At 55.1% G+C, this 18,515-nt stretch carries 11 protein-coding genes; 6 read left to right on the plus strand and 5 right to left on the minus strand.

Going from position 1 to position 18,515, the window contains the following annotated elements; translation table 11 throughout:
• Nucleotides 1-263 precede the first annotated feature (263 nt).
• The 3 genes from QCE49_RS33000 to QCE49_RS33010 all read right to left on the minus strand — a co-directional run bounded on the left by QCE49_RS33000 (nt 264) and on the right by QCE49_RS33010 (nt 1,799).
• On the minus strand, nt 264-422 hold the full coding sequence (locus QCE49_RS33000; protein ID WP_250460116.1) for a hypothetical protein: 159 nt from the start codon (nt 420-422) through the stop codon (nt 264-266).
• Nucleotides 423-1,074: 652 nt separating this feature from the next.
• On the minus strand, nt 1,075-1,386 hold the full coding sequence (locus QCE49_RS33005) for a DUF4148 domain-containing protein (RefSeq protein ID WP_250460113.1): 312 nt from the start codon (nt 1,384-1,386) through the stop codon (nt 1,075-1,077).
• Nucleotides 1,387-1,481: 95 nt separating this feature from the next.
• Nucleotides 1,482-1,799, minus strand: coding sequence for a hypothetical protein (locus QCE49_RS33010; RefSeq protein WP_250460106.1), 318 nt, complete (start codon nt 1,797-1,799; stop codon nt 1,482-1,484).
• Nucleotides 1,800-2,266: 467 nt separating this feature from the next.
• Here QCE49_RS33010 and QCE49_RS33015 point away from each other — a divergent pair, with 467 nt between their 5' ends.
• From QCE49_RS33015 to QCE49_RS33030, 4 genes are all read left to right on the plus strand, one after another.
• Nucleotides 2,267-2,923: a hypothetical protein gene (locus QCE49_RS33015; protein WP_250460105.1), complete on the plus strand. Its 657-nt coding sequence runs from the start codon at nt 2,267-2,269 to the stop codon at nt 2,921-2,923.
• 209 nt (nt 2,924-3,132) lie between these two features.
• Entirely contained in the window at nt 3,133-6,150 is a 3,018-nt protein-coding gene (locus QCE49_RS33020) for a DEAD/DEAH box helicase (RefSeq protein WP_250460098.1), read from the plus strand.
• Between the two features lie 131 nt (nt 6,151-6,281).
• Nucleotides 6,282-7,550 (plus strand): serine/threonine-protein kinase, encoded by a 1,269-nt coding sequence (locus QCE49_RS33025; protein WP_250460096.1) that lies wholly within the window; start codon nt 6,282-6,284, stop codon nt 7,548-7,550.
• Nucleotides 7,551-7,963: 413 nt separating this feature from the next.
• Entirely contained in the window at nt 7,964-8,935 is a 972-nt protein-coding gene (locus QCE49_RS33030; RefSeq protein WP_250460094.1) for an H-NS family nucleoid-associated regulatory protein, read from the plus strand.
• A 1,208-nt stretch (nt 8,936-10,143) separates the two neighbouring features.
• Here the strand turns inward: QCE49_RS33030 and QCE49_RS33035 are convergent.
• Entirely contained in the window at nt 10,144-11,094 is a 951-nt protein-coding gene (locus QCE49_RS33035) for a dienelactone hydrolase family protein (RefSeq protein WP_250460091.1), read from the minus strand.
• Between the two features lie 766 nt (nt 11,095-11,860).
• Here QCE49_RS33035 and QCE49_RS33040 point away from each other — a divergent pair.
• Nucleotides 11,861-13,870, plus strand: coding sequence for a hybrid sensor histidine kinase/response regulator (locus QCE49_RS33040; RefSeq protein WP_250460089.1), 2,010 nt, complete (start codon nt 11,861-11,863; stop codon nt 13,868-13,870).
• Here QCE49_RS33040 and QCE49_RS33045 read toward each other — a convergent pair.
• Nucleotides 13,833-14,531: a response regulator transcription factor gene (locus tag QCE49_RS33045; RefSeq protein WP_309806845.1), complete on the minus strand. Its 699-nt coding sequence runs from the start codon at nt 14,529-14,531 to the stop codon at nt 13,833-13,835. The two genes, QCE49_RS33040 and QCE49_RS33045, sit on opposite strands and share 38 nt — an antisense overlap.
• A 1,687-nt stretch (nt 14,532-16,218) precedes the next feature.
• Here QCE49_RS33045 and QCE49_RS33050 point away from each other — a divergent pair.
• Entirely contained in the window at nt 16,219-17,838 is a 1,620-nt protein-coding gene (locus QCE49_RS33050; RefSeq protein ID WP_250460084.1) for an alpha/beta fold hydrolase, read from the plus strand.
• Nucleotides 17,839-18,515: the final 677 nt, after the last annotated feature.

Below are 18,515 nucleotides of genomic sequence, written 5' to 3' on the forward strand. Positions count from 1 at the left end.
CTCAGCTACTAGGTTAGCAACGTGCTAGTCTCTTGGTGCAGCGCGAACGCCCGGTGCACGCGATCAAGGCGCATTTCTCTTGATGTGGCGGCGCCGGGGCTGCAAATAAGCAGAACGACCCGTCGCGAGGATGGGCCGAAATGGTTCAGAAGGCTGAGCACTATGCAAATGCGCTCGGAGACATGCTCGCTGGATCCGAGTAGTAAAACAAGATCCAACGCGACTTGTTTTTTTCGATGCGCGAAGCGCACTCTGAATGTCGCTTAGCGACGCTTTTCGTAGTGATCGCCGGTGCGCGAATTCTTGTAGTGGCCGCCCTTGTGCGACGAGCCGTGTCCGCCGGCATAGTGGCCACTACGCGCTTCCGCGATAACCGGCGCGACGAACGATATGCAGATCAGCGCGGCGATAAGTTTAGTCATTGAGTCTCCCCGGATGGTCGATTGCGCCGCCGACATCCGCGACAGTATTGTTGTCGGCAAACCGCGGCGTGACTTGATCGGTGGAAACCCGGCGAGCACTCTGCGGACTGCCGGAGGCTCGCGCAACCGAACAACTCGACTCGGCCCAGTGCTTGCAAAACGTTAGCGCCGAGACCGCCCTGCGGCGATAGCAACGCTCCACCGCCTTCGACAGGCGATTCAAAGCCGGTTGCCGCGCCATCGTATGCGGATGGTCGGGCAGTCGGGTCCCATGCAGCGCACGAACGGAGGGGCTCATTCCTTCGGGCGCTGGAAGCGATTGCGAGAACTGTTACCGTTTTCACGCGAGACTTGCCCGAAAGGCGTAACGGAGGCCCGCTTCCCGCGCTGCCTCGAGCCGCCTTTTGGAATGCCGGTGACCCAATTGCATGGCCACATGCAATCGCCGAGTTGCAGGAAGCAGCCATGCGAGGACCGAAAGCGCTTGCAAACGTCATATACGGGTTTATACTAAAGCCGTCTCCTCCATGTCTCACCGATGTGTATTCAGCCCGCCGAATGAGCGGGCTTTTTTCTGTGCTCGGCCGCCGGACCCGTGTATCGAGTTCACCGGAAGCGTGAAGCCATTGCTGTCCCGCTTCACGTGTGCCTTTCAGTTGGGTTGAGGCTGCTGGCACTCTGTCTGGAACCAATAGTCGACAAGTCGCTGTGCCGCCTGCAGATCGTCAGGATAGTAAGGGTCGTCATACCACGGCGACGGGTCGTAGCCAGCTTTTCGCAGCGCCCCTAGTTCACTTTGGTGTTGCGCCATGGTCGGCGGTGAATTGCTCCTCAGGGTGGCCAGGTCGTGACACTCTGTCGGACTTAGATGCCTGCCGGTGTATGGCACCCCGTCGGCGACGCATCCGGCGAGCAGAAGCGCGAAGGCGGGAAGGGTTAGTCGATGTATCGGAAGCGCGTCCACGATGCTTTCCTTTAGTCGATTGCCGCAGCCCAATTCGCTGGGCTTACGCGAATGGGTGCTCCACGCCTAGATGCATGAAGCGTACCGCTACCGCTTCATGTCGGCGGAAAAGGCTCGGCCTCCTCACAAGTACCCTCTAAACCTGACCGGCTGTCGCTTTCCTTTCGTGGCGCGACAGGTGCAGGAGGTGTTCGCCTTTTCGCCGGGTTCTTGGTATTGGCCATCTCTTTCACCCAGCGCCGTTTGAACAACACATAGCCCCGGTTAGCCGCGGTGCTGCCACAAGAGGTGAGCTTTTCCGGGATTGCTTCGATGGTCCTTGTCGGACCAACGGTGTCCCACTCGAGGCCTTTTCTGTCGCCGGCGTTGCAAAGGTGAACGAGAAAGAACCGCCGTCGTTCGAATTCGAGCATGAGATCCCGCCGGTCGAGAAAGCGGGCCGTCGCATGAAGGCGAGTAGAGGCCCTGGACGTCGAAGCACGCAAGCAGAACCGGGGCGACAAAAAACCGATGATTGTAGTTTCTATCGAAATAGTCGATCCATGCTTTTTGACTATATACACTATATATTGTGCTTTACTAGCGATTCACGTCAAAGTGTTGTGGACATTCGATCCGATCTGTGTTTATATACAGTGCCAAACAAGCGAACGCCTGACTCTGCTTAGCGCGGGTCAACCGAGAAATTTTTTCGAGATGCGACGATGACGAAGTTGCCGATCTTTGTGTTGCCTGTAGGTAAAGGGCGAGGCCTCCAGGCCCCGACGCGAACCGTTCACGGCGGAGTGACTGGCCAAAAAATGCAGCCCATCACTCGAGGAGCTGGTAATCCGAATGGCGATAAGCAAGGCGGCGAGAACTCGAAATAGCAGGCCGAGAGATGTACGAAGACCTTTGTGAGCCGGCGGACGATACCGCTGAGCGCAAACGCCTGTACGAGCGTAACCGGGACGATTTGTCGAAGCGCCAGATCTCGAACGCGGAGAATCTCGACAAGTCCATCCTGACGTATTCGGGTGCGGGCCTCGCTCTTTCGCTCGGGTTTTTGAAGGACTTCATTCCGATTCGTCAAGCTGAGTTCGCATGGGCGCTATACGGCTCTTGGTTCTTCTTCACGTTGGCGATGGTGCTCGTTATTGCGTCCTACGTCTTGAGCTTGCGAGTCGTGACCTTGCAATTGGATAGAGCTGAGAGGTACTACCTCAAGTCCGAAGACGAAGCGATGAACGAGCAGACGTGGTGGGATCATTGTGCGAATCATGTGAACCATTGGATGTCCGCAACTGCATTCGCTGTCGCCTTGATCTTCACGACATTTTTTGTATCAACAAATCTTCGAGGTGCGAACGCGGCCGGAACAAACAAGCTTATCTACGACGGAGTAACGGGAATGGCAATGCAAAAGGTACAGGGGCCGACAGGAACGGTGCAGCGTGGTTTGACTGGACTTCCGATGCAAAGTGTTAAACCCACACCGCCGAGCAGTCCCGCGCCGGCAGCGCCGGCGACAGGAAATACCAGCAAGAGTGGAAGCTAGAAGCCGTGGCAAAGTTCGATGACCCGGATAGTAGTTTCATCGAGGGGCCCGGTCGGTACCTGATAAGTGCTCTGAAGCGGCCTGTTGAGACCGCCTATAACCGTGTAGCAGTTACGAAACCGGAACAGCACGCCTTTCTTTCCGCATTCAGAATCCGCGTGATCCAGTCGGGCCGCGTCTAACTCTCAAAAGGCGAAGAGGAGCCCATCATGTCCATCAAAGGAATCTTCGTCGGCATCAACAAGCAACTCGATCCCAACATCGACGAACTCACTGGAGCAGTGCGTGACGCTACAGCGCTCAACGCACTGTTTCTTGATTCTGTACCTGGCTTCCGCGCAAAACTTCTGGTGGACGAACACGCTACCAAAGCTAACGTATCGGAGTCGATATTCGGTACTTTAGCAAGTGCTGCGGATGACGACGTCATCGTTATAAGCTTTGCAGGGCATGGATCGCCCGATGGAGGAATCGCGGTTTATGACACGCTCTGCTCCAACTTGCCGGGTACCACGCTATCAATGGCAGAGCTTGGAGATGCCTTCAAAGCCACACAGGCGCGAGCGGTACTTTGCATCCTCGATTGCTGCTTCAGTGGACACGCGCCGGCTCGCGTGCTAGAGGTTCCAGCACAGCCGAGGAGCGTCTTCGCACTCGAAGCTGTCGCCGGGGAAGGCAGGATTCTGCTCGCTGCATGCACCGCGCGCCAGGTTGCATGGGAGCAGCCAGGGACCGGCCATGGGCTGCTCACGCACGCCGTGATTTCAGCGATGACAGCGAACATGGTTGAGCAAGTCAGCTTTCCCGCGGTAGCAGATGAGATCGTGCAGATCGCACGTGTTGAGGCTGACCGAATCGGCGTAACGCAGACCCCCGTGTTCTTGGGCAGCATCCAAGGAGGACTTGTCTTTCCGCGACTCGAGTTTGGCCCGAACTACAGGGCAGCCTTTCCCACGCATGCCGTTGAGCAGATGGCTGGGCCCTTTGAGCAGCTGCTTGATAGCGGCTTTCCGTCATCGATCGTGGACCAATGGGTCGCGCGCTTTCCGGGCGGACTTAACGCCTTGCAACTGCGCGCGGTCAACGACTATGGCGTTCTTGCGGGTCGTTCGCTCATGACCGTTGCGCCGACGAGTTCGGGCAAAACGATGATCGGCGAGCTCGCCGCTGTCCAGTCCGTGATCGCGGGAAAGAAGGCCGTTTTTTTGCTCCCGTACCGTGCGATCGTCAACGAGAAGTTCGAGGAGTTCAGCGAGCGGTACGGCGCAGCTGGGTTACGCGTTGTCCGCTGCACCGGCGATGCGACCGATTCCATCGGGAACGTGCTGGCCAGTCGATACGATCTGGGCTTCCTTACATATGAGATGTTTCTGAATCTCGTCCTCGGCGCCCCGCACCTTCTCAATCGGCTCGGGCTCGTGGTGGTCGACGAAGCACAATTCATCACGGATCCTCGCAGAGGCATCACCGTCGAGTTAATCCTGGCGTTCCTTTTGAGAGCACGCGTTCAAGGAATTCGTCCGCAATTGATTCTCTTGTCCGCCGTCATTGGTCGCCTCAATGGTTTTGATCAGTGGCTCGACATTCCGGTGCTACTTTCACGGGAGCGTCCGGTACCTTTGATTGAAGGCGTACTAGACCGGCATGGGACATTTCAGTACCGCGACGTTGACGGCATGACCAAAGTTGACGCGATTCTGGCGCCGCACAGCATCCGCATACGGAAAGAGAAGCCCGGTTCACAAGACGTCATTGTTCCGCTGGCGCAAAAGCTTGTTGCCGCTAACGAGAAGCTTATCGTCTTCCGGAATCAGCGTGGGAAAGCTCAAGGGTGCGCTCGATACCTCGCCGACGAGTTAGGAAAGCGCCCCGCTACAGCGACCCTCAATGCGCTGCCAGCACAAGATCTTACCTCGGCGTCTCGTGACCTGCGGCGGTGTTTGAGCGGTGGTACGGCGTTTCACAGTACGAACCTGTTACGAGCGGAAAGAGAAGCAATCGAGCACGGATTTCGGGATCCAAACGGCGGCATTTGGGTCTTGGGATCGACGACGACCCTGGCGGCGGGGATAAACACCCCGGCGTCGACTGTTATTCTCGCGGAGCAGGAGTTCCGTGGTGAAGACGGACGACCGTTCACCATTGCCGAATACAAGAATATGGCAGGCCGAGCTGGTCGGTTGGGCTTCAACGAAATCGGTAAGGCCATTATCCTCGCGGCTACCCCGATTGAGAGGGTCCGACTGTTCCGCCATTACGTTGAAGGCGCGCCAGAAGACGTCACGTCTTCGTTTGCTGAGGCAGCGCTGTCGACCTGGGTACTTCGTCTGCTAAGCCAGGTTCGTGGTGTTAAGGCAACCGACATCCCGACTTTGCTCGTAAACACTTTCGGAGGCTATGCGGCAGCTCGCGCGAATCCAACCTGGGTTGCGATGGTCGAACCACGAATCGCAAGCTTTGTACGACACCTTTTGCAAACTGGGCTCGCTGAGCAAGAGGCCAACGACACCCTCCAGCTGACGATGCTTGGACAAGCTGTCGGTGGCTCAACACTCTCGTTCGAATCTGGACTGCGGTTGGTGGAATTGCTCCGCAGTGTTGACGTTACGACGACACCTCCGCTGCACATCTTGGCACTTGTGCAGGTTCTGCAAGAGATGTCGGACATCTACACGCCGCTGTTCACGCGAGGAAGGTCAGAAGCCGCACGAGTCAACGATGTCATCGTGCGATACGGCAACTCCATTCTGCGGGCACTGCAACGATTTGCAGACGGCGAGCACGAATTCTGGCGTCGATGCAAGCGTGCCGCTATTCTCTATGACTGGGTAGCGGGTGTTTCGGTTGATGCGATAGAGCAGCGCTACACGGCCAACCCCTATGTTGGGGCGATCCGGTACGGTGACATCACGAGCATTGCGGATGGGGCGCGGTTCCACTTGCGCTCGGCTCACCGCATCCTCGCCGCGCTCTTCCCCGACCAACCGTCATATCTCGAGGGAGTGGACGTCCTACTTACTCGGCTTGAGTTTGGGCTCCCGGAGTCTTGCTTGTCCCTCCGCAAGATTGATGCGGCATTGACACGTGGGCAGTGCCTTGCGTTGGCACAGGCGGGGGCCCAGACGCCCGAAGCCGTGCTCGGAATGAACGATGACGTGCTCGCAGCTTGCGTTGGCGATACCATGCTGCAGCGTCTTCGTTCGACTCGAGCCGAAGAGTCGATCTAACACAAAAAGCGAGTTGTCCCGATGGCGCGGCGACTTTCTGCTAGCCGCGTGTTGCAGCAGTAGATTGCTGGAAAAAAGTCGATCACTCTGACGCAAAGCCCCTTTTGGGGCGGAAAACCGTAATTTCACAAATGGCTAAAAATTCGAAAGAGACTGTCTTCGAGACGACATTCGCGCAATACACGACAGACAAAGTGTTGGGCGAGGGCGGGGCGGGCCGCGTTTTCCGAGTGAGGGATGAGGAAGGCAACGCTTTCGCGCTTAAGCTGTTGCATGGTCAAGGAGTGACCAGCGACAAACGCCGACGGTTCAAGAACGAGATTGGTTTCCTCCAAAACACCCGGCATGAAAATGTAGTGCGCGTGCTGGATCACGGAGTGCGGTCGGACGAAAAGGAAAGCGCGCCTTTCTATATCATGGACATGTACGATGGGAGCCTTCGATTGCTCATGGAGCAACGCAATGGTGTTCCCGCGGCGGAGGTATTGCCTTTATTCTGTCAGATTCTCGACGGCGTGGAAGCAGCGCATCTGAAGGGAGTCGTGCATCGCGACCTGAAGCCTGAAAACGTTCTTTACCGTTCGGCGACCCGACGGCTCGCGGTCGCCGATTTTGGCGTCGCCCGGTTTAGTGCTGAGGACTTGCTCACTGCGGTCGAGACAAAGCCGACGACTCGCCTGGCCAACTTTTTGTACGCCGCACCGGAACAGCGAGTACGAGGACAGGAAGTCAATATTCCAGCGGACTTATATGCCCTGGGACTGATGTTGAACGAAATGTTCACCGGCCAGGTCCCGCACGGTACCGACTATCGAAAAATCGGTGAAGCTGCGGTGGAATTCGCGTGGCTCGATCCGATCGTCGAATCGATGCTCCGTCAAGACCCGGCGAAACGTCCATCATCAATCGATGCACTCAAACGTGAGATTCAATTTCAGAACAGTGCGTTCGTTGGTCGCCAGAAGATCAGCCAGATCGACCAGACGGTCGTTCACGTAGATGAACTCGATGATCCGATTGCCGCAAAAGGAATGCAACTGACCGATGCGAAGTACGAGAACGGAGTCTTGAAGCTCCAATTGAGTCAGCCTGTCAATCAGACGTGGATAAATGCGATCAGGAATATGGGAAACTACTCATCTGTTATGGGGAAGGGGCCGGAGAGCTTCAATTTTACCGGCACCGAGGCCAGGATCGGCGCAAGGGAAGCTGAGATTTCTGATATTGTTCAGCACTTTAAGACTTGGCTTTCTAAGGCAACACAGGTGTACGCACAGATGCTGCATAAGGAAGCTCAACAGAGGGCTGCTGCAGAGCGCGCTAATTTGGAGAAGCAGCGCAAAGATGAAGAAGAAAGGCTGCGAATTCAGGATACCCTTAAAAGGTTAATAGATTCCTGAAGTTCCGGGACCTAGTCCGAGGCGGTGAGTATCGATGAACAGCATGGGTCCATCCCGATTCTCGCTACCGAACCAGCAATCGACGAGTGGACCTTCGGTGATTGGCCCGGGTGTTAGTCACGTGCCTTAGCTCCACTTTAGGGGTTTTCCAGTTTGGTATTGTTCCCGGCAGTATCTACTACTTGCCTTTGTCGTGATTCCACGCGTTCAGTGTCCCAAGAGGGGATGCCGATCCCTGTGGCGAGTCGTCAACATTCCCCACGACTAGTTGAAAGCTCGTGCAGTGGCAGCAGAGCCCACTGTCTAACACAGTGCGCAGCGCTTAGAGATACTGTCTTGGTTTGTCTCTATTAAAAGGGACTTACTGCCTTAGGTGTGGCATAGTGCTACCACAAATTTCCTGAGGAGCAGCCATGGTCACTTTGAAAGACATTCAGTCGAAGATTGCTAAGCTTCAGGCGCAAGCGGAAGCCCTTGCGAAGAAGCAAACGTCGGGCGTAGTAGAGAAGATTCACGACTTGCTTGAAAGGCACGGACTTACGCTCGCCGACATTGAAGACAGCTTGCGAAATACGAGTCGAAGTCGCAAGGCAGGTACTCAAAATTCTGCGAAGAATGCAGGCGCTGCAAAATACGCGGACCCAAAGACTGGAGCGACTTGGAACGGCCATGGACGCGCGCCCGCTTGGATCGCCAGCGCAAAGGACCGTAGCAAGTTCCTGATTGATGCCGATAAGGTGATGACCAAGTCGCCGGCGACGAAGCAGCCGAAAGCCGGCAACTATGTGCGTGGTCCACAAGAGCCGAAATATCGCGACCCGCAGAGTGGTGCGACGTGGAGCGGCCGAGGAAAGGCGCCCGGGTGGCTTGCGTCAGCCGCGGATCGCACAGCATTTCTGATTAATGCGTCGGGTACTACCTCTTCGGAACCAGCGGAGCCTGTTGCGAAGAAGGCGACTGCGAAAAAGGCAGCAGCGAAGAAGTCGGCAGCGAAGAAAGCGGTAGTCAAGAAGGCTCCGGCCCAAACGGCAGCCAAGAAGGCAGCCACCAAGACAGTGGCGACAAAGAAGGTCGCAGCCAAGAAGGTGGCAACCAAGACCGCCGCGACGAAGAAAGCGTCGGCCAAGAAGATTGCGGTGAAGAAAGGCGCTGCAAAAACGGCAGCAGTTAAGAAGGCGCCGGCCCAAGCCGCTGCAAGTGGGGCGAGCGAGGCTTCGGCAACCACTGCTCCCGCGAAGAAAGTGCCAAGCAAGAAGGCGGCGGCGAAGAAGGGCGCTGCAAAGAAAGTGGCTGTCAAGGTGGTACCTCAAGCTCCAGAGAGCGCGTCGCAGGTATCCGCGACGCACCAGGAAACCGGGGAGAGCAGTACGTCGGTATCGGAATGATCCACGTGACGCGCGACACGCTGTGGTCTCCCTACGCGCTCGCGCGCTGTCTTCTCCTGGCCACCAGAGAAATTGATATCAATCCGGCCGGAGCCTGGCTGTCGAGGTCCGACGTTCCTGCGCCATCCGGCGCGAGAACGCAAGATTACCTTGATTAGGGCGAGGCCATCTTTGTAGCAAAGACCGATCCGTATGCTTTTCGAGCTCGTGCTGACCGCTTGAGTCTCCTTGTGCATGCGGAAAGTGACGGAGGCGATCCTAACGGGATTTCGTATTGTTACAAAATTCTTCATCCGAAGCGGTTTGAGAAAACGCTCATCGAATAAAGGAGGATTTCACCGTGAATGAAATCCCGGAGCGGATCTTGGCCCACTCTTCGATTGGCAATAATCGACTTCGGTGTTATACATCAATAGTCACGCGTGGGCCGAGCACTGAGCCGCCCTACGTTAATGCCGCTTCTTCCGATTGAAGAACTCCGGCGGTGACCTCCAGCGTGGACGGGTGCGACCGGTGGCGCGCTGGGGAAATCGGACTACCACGGGGGTAGGTTGAAATAGTCCGGGCGGTGGCGAAGAGAGAGCCGCGACCTCGAAGTCTGTCGGAGCCATTTCAGAACGAGATGGTGGAAGGGGAACCTGCGGTGTTTGGCAGGGGCCCCGGCTATTCCTAGCTACTCTAAAGGAAGATATGCTCACTAGGATCTGCTTACGTGAGCGTGTTTTTCTATTCTCAAATGAGCATGTTTCACTTCAGCATGTGCTCAATCTTAGAAGCATATGCTTACGGAAGGCTATGCTTTGCTCTCGTGGTGGGCATCCTATGAGGGCCGCTGCGCGGCTGGCAGCCAGGAGCGGATGCTTGCAGCGAGCTTCCTTCTCCCGTTGCTAACAAACAAGCGCATTTGGCAGCGTGGCGCGCATCCTCGTCACTGGTCTGCTCAGAGGAGGACTGTCCCGCATGTTTCGCCTTTGATGCGGCCAAGGAGCGGATGTCTGCGTCGCGGATGCATCTCGCGTTGTCGACTGGCGTCCCGGGAAACAGCGCCGCTGTGGACGCTGTCCCGGATGAAGCATCGTCTGAACGTCGAGTGAGTCTTCGCGCGACAACCTTCGCGGCTCACGTTTCGTCGGTGCGCGCCTTTCGTGACTGCTTGACCTGGCTGCCGGGGTTCCGCAACAACGATGTCAATGACGATGAGGTTGGGACTAGATCGGGCGGCCTTGCGTGTCAAGGTTCTGATGCAGGAAGGCGACGACCTTGTCTAGAGCGATCCGAGTCGAATTAGGCTTAGTCGGGTCGGTGGGATCGACGTCTAGGGCTTCGTCGAATTCTTCGGTCAGCAGTGCATGCGGATGCTCATTCGCGCCTGAGTTTTTGTATTCGTCAAGCGTGGCGTTGTCACCGAATGCCTCGGCGATGCGCAAGGCACGATCACGTGGGCTTAGAAGGTCGCTTTCGAAGCGCTGAATGATGATCGGGATGCTATCGCGTGCACATCGACGGCTTGCAGTTCCGAGGTCCGTGTCGGAGACGTTGATCTCCCGCATCCATTCGCCCTCGCCGCGCGTTCCGCCAGACATTCGATAGCCCACCGAAAAAGGGATGGCTGGTTGCGAAATAACGCCTGCGCCTACACCTGGTTCTATCACCATGGGAATGACGAACGCGCCGGTCAGGCACATGCCGATCACGCCGATGCGAGGATTCGCGCTATGTTCGCTAAGCAATCGAGCCAGTGCGCGGAGCCAGTCGCAGACCGGTGCAGATCGATTCGCCCGCAGATTCGCAAACTCCGCGTTGATGCACCGAAGTCGCAAATAGTTCAGGTTAGGTGTGCTCCACAGCATCGAACCAAAGAGATGAGGTGCATGAACGCAGAAGCCTCGTGCAACTAGTCGATCCACAAAGTTAGCGGCGTGATCGTCGAAGCCGGGAAGCTCGTGCATCACGATCACAACCGGACCGGCACCCTTCGAATAGACCATGTGTTCATAAACGCCGTCACTAAATGCATAGGCGTCGAAGCCGAGCTTCTCGATGGTTCGATCGGGAGAGGTTCGCGTGACGCCCGGACCAACAGCATGCGTTGAATCCACCGCAACCAGCGTTCCGCCAGCGGCGAGCCTGAAGAATTTGCGTCTGCCGCTGCTGCGCATGTCATCTCCTGAGCTACATAGCGCTCACGAGCGTTATTGGTTGCTCTTCATGAGCAAGGAACCCCTGGAAAGCTTAGGCGAATAACTGGAAGATGCTGACATCGCGTTTCTACCAATGTCCGCTTTGATAGGTGCTTCGTCGCATCGGCCGTGTTGAACGGAGTAGATGCGCTAGGAAATTCCCGCCAAAAGTAGCGTTGTCAATTTCACGTTGATATCCTAGGCTGCTTTGTACAGCCCCTGTAAAGCCGATGGGGATCTGACAAGCATCGCAGCGGCAGTCGAAGGAGGTGAAGGCAATGCACTCTCTCGTCGTGTTACTTGCGGGTTTGACGTTCGCCGGGTCCTGCAACCTTCCGAGACCGTTCAGCAAACGGGAAAAGACTTTCTCCTTTGATTCCAGCAACGCTGATTTTCATACGGTACTTTGCTGCTCAAAAGGGCAAGCGCTAAATTATCCCGGATATTTCGTGGCATTGACGAAAATCCCGATAGGGAACGCAAATAGCTCAAGAATTGGGAACCTGCTATGCAAAAGCGCGAAATCTCAAGGACGAACGAAGTTTGCTGCTAACCTAAGCGTCTTCACGGTTTCGCTGAGTATGGCTTAGGAGCAGAATGGAGATTCCGCATTTTGGGGAATTGGCAATAGCAACGCGCGCTGTGATCCCAGAGCTCCCTTGGCTCCTTTTTTCCGACCATTCTCCAATAAATCCTTTCCACCGTCGTCACAAGATTCCGATTAAGAAACTAGCGCGGAGGTGCCATGCAACTATTCTCTCGCTTGAGACACCGGCCAGTAACCGGAATGACCGCGCCAAGCTTCAGTTGGTGGACTATCTTCACTCCCCCCGCTCGCTTTGACGCGTCGCTCGAACGGCAGTACCTGTCCTACTATGGCCCGCATTACGTAGCTTATCGCCAAGCGGCAGTAGTGCTATCACTCGTTACTTGGGTCCTATTTATCGGCTGGGACGCGATTTACGCCTACACGGACGGTAGTTATGCGCAAATTGCACCGGGAGTCGTGCTGCTTCGTGCTCTCGGCTTGATTGTAATTTTAGATTTTGTACGAAAGACTCGCCGTGGTTCGTTTGCTAACGAGGTCGAGGCTACCCGCCTTATCGTGTCGCACACCTTCGCAGTCTACGTTCTTAAATTAACAGTTTTCTATATTGTACCAACGGCTTATTTCGTTATTTACTTCTTTTGTGGGCCGTGCCTAATCCTGATATTTATATACGGGCTTTCCCGTCTTCTCTCAAGGCCTACGATTCACTTAAGCATTCTGTGCGGATCAGTTACACTGATAGCAATGTATTTGCGACGCGAAGATCCCGCTTTCGACAACACAGTCTTTCCATTCGCACCTTATTATTTTTGGATTTCCGCGAGTTATCTTGGTACGATTATCCTGGTGGGAATCGCCGTTGTCACAGAACTTGAGCGAACTTCACGTGCATCTTTTCTTCGGCAAAAAAAGCTTGATGCATCCAAGGCGGATGAGCAGGAAAAAAACCTTAAGCTTAGACAACTTAACCAAGAACTTCGCGATGCCCAGATGGATCTCGAGAACAAGACCGCTGCGTTGGTTAAGAGCATGGATGAACGCAGGCGTCTTGCCGAGGAGGTTAATAAGGAGAAGTCATTTTTTATATCGTGCGCTATCCACGATGTTAGGCAGCCCGCGACCGCAATGCTTACCTTACTACATCCTATAAAAAAAGCGCTGGATGACAAGCAATTCGACGTGCTCGCCGCACATCTAAAGAGACTCATGTACGCGGGCGAAATCATGAATGCCTCATTTAATAATGTACTTGATTTCTCTCGCATGGAGTCGGGATTGGTGACGCCGAGTTACTGCAGTGTGAACCCGAACCGCATTCTGCAGACTGTAGCTGATTCGATGCGCATCTCTGCGGAAAATTCGGCGGTTTGGATAAAAGTCAAGCCCAGCCGACACGATGATCTTATGGTTCGCACGGACCATTCTTTTTTGCATAGGATTCTATGCAACCTGATAAGCAACAGCATCAAGTATCGGGACGCATTCAAGTCGCCAAAGATAGTGATCAGTGTTGTCCGGTTGCGCCACTCCGCGAGAATTGATGTTATGGATAACGGAGTCGGAATAAGCGAGCGGCATTGGGAAGAGATTTTCAAGCCATTTTTTCAAATCAGTAATAGCTTAAACGACAACGATAAAGGAATAGGGCTGGGGCTTTCCTTGATCAATGCTATGATTTCTCGGCTCGATGAACATCGAATCGAGTTCCGCTCGGTCGAGGGCCGAGGCACGCGTTTCTCCGTGCATGTACCGATCATTAAAGCCTCATCGGAGGTACTCTTGGAAACGAATCGCAGGTCTTACGTTCCAAGGAGATTGCGTCACCTTCATGTTGTCGTCGTCGAACGCGATACCTTAGTGCGCGAGTGCATCACCGACTGCCTAAGTTCATTCGGCGCGATTGCCAGGGCGGTCGCTTCCTTTGCGGAACTGAATGACATGATGCGGAAAGCTGAGATGGCGCCGGACATTCTTCTGCTTGCTGTAATCGTGGGTGATCCCGAACCAGATATGCGCGAGGTTGAACGCACAAGCGCGTCTTTCGACGTCAAGATCCCGATCATTTATATTTTAGACGGAGCGGGACACCCTTCTTGGCTTTGTAGCTCGGCGTTGACGATCTCCAAGCCTTTCCTTCCGGAGGATCTGGTTCATAAGATGATGTGCGCTATTCCTCATTATGACGAGACACGGGTTTGGGAATAATCAAATTACGGCGGGAGACCTCGATTATCAACTCCGTACGCCGCGCAACACCGAAAATTCTGAAAAGTGCAGGATTGTAATCTTTCCGAACAGTGTCCTCCGCCACTCCCATCTTTCGGGCAATTATTTTATTGGGCAGGCCTTGACATAAATAATATAAAGCTTCCAGCTTTCTTCCATGCAACCCCAATGATTCAGTCGATTTTTTGGTCTGCGGTACCGTAACGCTCGGCGAGAACGCGCCACGTCCGAGTGCCGTTGCCGGAAGAAATATCCCTCCCTGGAAGACGACGTCTAGTGCTCTCTCGAAAAGACCAGCGGCATCCATCTCTTTTGTAATATATCCGCTTGCACCTGCATCGATGCAAGCGATAATGAGCTCTCGTTCGCGATAAGACGAAAGGATTATAGCGCGAGTATCAAGCTCCAAACGCCTCATCTCTCTCAAAACATCTAGTCCGCTATGCTCATCTCGAAGGTTGTAATCTAGAAAAGCAATATCGAATGAAAATTCGGAAAATCTTTTCATCGCTTCGCGGTATGAGTTTGCCTCGTATATTTGAGCTTTAGGGGCCGCCATTTGGATAAGCGCTTTCGTGCCGGCGCGCTGAATTCCTTCATCTTCGAGCAATAACACGCTCAGAGGCGCCTCCGGAGTCATGACCAGTTCCCTCATTCTAGTTGAGATCACTTTATCTCATTCGCTCGTCTATGGATATCCGACAGATGTCCTATATGAAGCATTCGACATCTGTCGGGGTAGGCGCAGGACATCTATCCGACATTGGGATGACAAAAAGGGGATTTCCGAGAGACCTCACTTATCCCACTATTCATACGTCGGCACTGATCGCCGATTAACCTGGGAGACGGAAATGAATCGGGTTTCAGTTGGAAAGACAATCGCAAACTATCGGACAGGATGCACGTGCAGTGCAATCAAATCTCGCAGAGCCCCGGCCGCAATCTCCGCGCTGGTGGCCTTTTCCGGACTGTTCACAGGCGTAGCGTTCGCTGAGGAAATGGATGTTCCACTGGGCTGGGGTAACATCACCCCGTGCTCGAAAGTAGAATGGAATAACAACGGGTTCGCCGGCCTCCCCTCACCAACTTTAAGGACGGCTGAGCAACGAGTCTACGCTTCCGCAAGAATCAACGCTCCTGACGCGGGAAGCATTCAAAACGATCTTCAGCAGTGTGCCGTACAAGGTGTCAGTGCAGCCGGCTTGACTGCCATTATCGCTTCACCCGGAGCGGCTATGCCTGCTTTCGCTGCGCAATTCGGCAGCTGCCTTGAATCGCGCGGTAAGAATTACTCTTCGATTAGTCTAAACGTCTCAGAGGGGCAATGTATGTGGTAGGAACGCTAGTCACTGAGTGAGGCGCTTGTGTTCGTGCGGTGCGCCGCGCTTCGAGATCGGCTCAATTCGCGTATGAAGAACTGGTCAACTATCGGTATCGACATGCGCACCGCCCAAATTGGAACCTTTCCCCAGTTCTCGCTACTCGACATCGAGCGGCGCTCGTCCTGTTTCACCCCGGTGCGGGTTTAAGCTACCAAAATTGGGCAGTTTAAACTGACCGTCCGGGGAGCAGGCCGCCGCTCGTTTTGATCGTTGGCGGCATGTACGGACCGATGAGCGCTCGTTGGAAGTCCAGATGTGAGCATCCGTGCCTAGTCGACTTGAGTACGGCGAACTGAGCGACATGGTCCCCGGATGATTCCTTGGTTGAACCGGGCTGTTTATTGCAGATGCCCATGTCAGATAGTCGCGAGATTCTCTCGGGCGTTCACGCGAGATTCAACAGAGTCATGACGACGAGACTTGAAGCAGTCACTCCTGCCTTCATCTGCGCCCAGGTGGTCCGGGATTCGTCAGCGTGTCAGGCACAAAGACAGTTCGCTGAGACTCCAGCGCGCGCCCGCGGCGGTGCTTTCCCCAAGTTGGCAGCGGATGGTATGCGCGTTCCTCTATCGCCCAGATAACATCTTCTGAGCCATCGGCAAGAGAAGGGGCCATTGAAGTCCACCTACGCCGAATTGTTGCGACGAGAGTCGTATCCCTGCCTTCAGTTCCAATTGCCAGATCAAACACTCGTTCTACCTGTAAGGATTGAACATTCTTGATACTTTCGAAAGCTATCCTAAACTTCCGGTTGGGGAGTTTAGTACGTTTCCTCTTCAAGCGGCAATTCCAAGTTGGCCTTTAGAAAGTGGTTTCAATGCAGACGCTCTCAAACGATGCTGCTGGCAGCGATCGAAAAATGCTTCGGAAGGAGTTTTGGCGGGCAGGACAGTGAAGCGTGGCCGCCTTGCGCATATGACCAGGTTGAAGGTGGAGCGAACAATGAAAGTAACCATCGCATCATCAATTCGCGTGGGTTTGGTCTGTGCCGCAGTTGTGCTTATCGCGATGAGCGGTTCATGCAGCCTCTACTCGCACGCGAATCGAGAAAAAAGCGCTGATCCACGTGTGGTGACTGTTATCGAGAAGGACAGTTCGAAATACCATTTGAGATACGTTGAAGCGGACGACCGTGGATGGTTCTGGCATCCCGAGCAGGCTGACAACGTGCTTTCTTCGATAAAAAGGGAGTCTGAGGCCGACAACATAATCGTCGTCTTGTTCGTGCACGGTTGGCATCATTCATCGGAGTGCTATGACGAAAATTTGGAAGCGTTCAAGAACGTTCTCGCACGTCTAGATACCGAGTTGGAAACGTACACTGTCACGCGCCTAGCGACAAGCAATAGCGTCGACTCGCGCCCGTCCCGAGATGGAGCAAAAGTACCGAAGCTGCGTATCTTTGGAATTTTCGTGAGTTGGAGAGGGCGCTCGCTGCCGAGCTATCTTGACTACGCTACTTTCTGGGGACGAAAAACGGCGGCTGAGACGTTTGGTACTCGCGATTTGCGGGAATTCATGCATCGATTGCAAATGCTCTACGATGAGCAAAACGCTAGGCAGAGTCCAAAGCCTTTCTTTGGCCTCGTGTCGATCGGGCACAGCTTCGGGGGGGCGGCTCTCCTAAAGGCTACCTCATTCGAATTTGAACGACAGTTAGAGTTAGTCAATGCACGCAGCGGTTTCTTGCGAAAAGGGATAGAAGGCGTGCCCGCTGTTCCGATACGATCCCCTGTTGCCGGATTCGGCGATCTAGTAGTGCTAGTCAACCCGGCCATAGAGGCGTCAGCCTACGAACGAATCAATCAATTGTCGCGAGGGCTATCGTTCCCCGATGAACAGTCACCGTTATTAGTCACATTCTCCGCAGAGAATGACTGGGTCAGGCAGCATCTCTTCAAGCCGGGCCGCATAGCCGGAGAACTATTCACGACTTCAGCCCATGTCCCGGATCCCACCGAGCGCAGTCTCGAACGCAACCCGCTTGGCGTTTATGACGAGACCCAGGTTGGAGCGACTCATGAGCTCAGACCCGCCGGAGATAGGACGGTTAATATCAAACAGGTGCAAATGACCCGAGACCCGCTGTGCACTGCATCTCACATCGGAGAAAGTCGGTCTCCTGACAGCGATCTCGCCTCAGGCTATTACGAGTGGTTGCAATGGGAGGAGCCAACGGGGCCGGATTCCGTAATCCCCGGTGAAACCTTTGGCCTACCTAACGATAAGAACCCGCTTGCTCAGCGCGATCTCGAAGGAGAGATCGCAAAGTTCGACTTCTCTGGGAATGTCCAGTTCGTTGGCGTTCGCCAAACCCGAAAGGAAGGGCGTGAGCCGGCTCCCGGGCGGAGCGCCGCAAAGCACCAGCCGTTCATGATTGTTGATGTCGACGACACCATCATCAACGGGCACAACGGAATCTTTTCTGAGCCGTTTATGAACTTCCTAATGCGTTACGTCGGACTGGCGGAGGCCAAACGATACCTCAACATGGCCCGGCGACCGGTGCCACCAACGCAGGCAGATAGCATCGAGCACCTCGTCGGCGGAGTCCACAAATAGTAAATGGAAACCAAGAATCACTACGCGGTAAGCGTCGACGGATCGACGTGCACTCCGGTTCGGTCGTAAGCTGCCAGAGTTCGACGCGCTTTCGCGACCCGCGCAAGGTCGACTTGGCGATGCCGACTTTCACCAGTGCTTCCTTGGCGCGCAGGCGATCGAACAGCGCCCGGGGCGCGTTGAGCCGTCTGTCCGGCGATGGACGCCTCACCCACTTTGGCCGACCCCGATCCAAACCGGCGTCGCGGAAGGTCACGCCTTCATCCGTGCAGACGGCGGACATGGCAGCCTCTGCACGACCGATGCCGCTGGCGCGGTCGGCACCGCTATGGGCCGTTTGGCGAAGTACAGTTCCTGGACGCAGGCGGAGGAGCGACCGGGCAGCCGCCTGCAGATGTAGCCTAGTGGCGGTGTATGCCATTCATCGAAGAGTTCGGGATCTAGCGAAGGCTCTGCGATCCTGACGTAGGGGTGTTCCTCCAGTCTAGCGCCGACGGATTTTGGCAGCCAGGTCGAACCCATTCGCCCTGCCGGTCCTCCGGCAGGGATCGCTGTGGGCGGTCGGCCGAAGCGGCCAGGAGCTCCGCGCACGGATCGTTTCGCTTCAGTTCGCCCATCGCCCATCGGACATCGCGTTATCGCCGACGATGCGGTCTGCGTCGGCGGACTATGTACGG

The sequence above is a fragment of the Caballeronia sp. LZ008 genome (genome assembly GCF_031451435.1).
GTDB lineage: Bacteria > Pseudomonadota > Gammaproteobacteria > Burkholderiales > Burkholderiaceae > Caballeronia > Caballeronia zhejiangensis.

What these genes read in the sequence shown, in the direction of transcription:
- QCE49_RS33000 (WP_250460116.1), bottom strand. Translation starts at nt 422, where the DNA reads ATGACTAAACTTATCGCCGCGCTGATCTGCATATCGTTCGTCGCGCCG.
- QCE49_RS33010 (WP_250460106.1), bottom strand. Translation starts at nt 1,799, where the DNA reads ATGCTCGAATTCGAACGACGGCGGTTCTTTCTCGTTCACCTTTGCAAC.
- QCE49_RS33015 (WP_250460105.1), top strand. Translation starts at nt 2,267, where the DNA reads ATGTACGAAGACCTTTGTGAGCCGGCGGACGATACCGCTGAGCGCAAA.
- QCE49_RS33020 (WP_250460098.1), top strand. Translation starts at nt 3,133, where the DNA reads ATGTCCATCAAAGGAATCTTCGTCGGCATCAACAAGCAACTCGATCCC.
- QCE49_RS33025 (WP_250460096.1), top strand. Translation starts at nt 6,282, where the DNA reads ATGGCTAAAAATTCGAAAGAGACTGTCTTCGAGACGACATTCGCGCAA.
- QCE49_RS33030 (WP_250460094.1), top strand. Translation starts at nt 7,964, where the DNA reads ATGGTCACTTTGAAAGACATTCAGTCGAAGATTGCTAAGCTTCAGGCG.
- QCE49_RS33035 (WP_250460091.1), bottom strand. Translation starts at nt 11,094, where the DNA reads ATGCGCAGCAGCGGCAGACGCAAATTCTTCAGGCTCGCCGCTGGCGGA.
- QCE49_RS33040 (WP_250460089.1), top strand. Translation starts at nt 11,861, where the DNA reads ATGCAACTATTCTCTCGCTTGAGACACCGGCCAGTAACCGGAATGACC.
- QCE49_RS33045 (WP_309806845.1), bottom strand. Translation starts at nt 14,531, where the DNA reads ATGACTCCGGAGGCGCCTCTGAGCGTGTTATTGCTCGAAGATGAAGGA.
- QCE49_RS33050 (WP_250460084.1), top strand. Translation starts at nt 16,219, where the DNA reads ATGAAAGTAACCATCGCATCATCAATTCGCGTGGGTTTGGTCTGTGCC.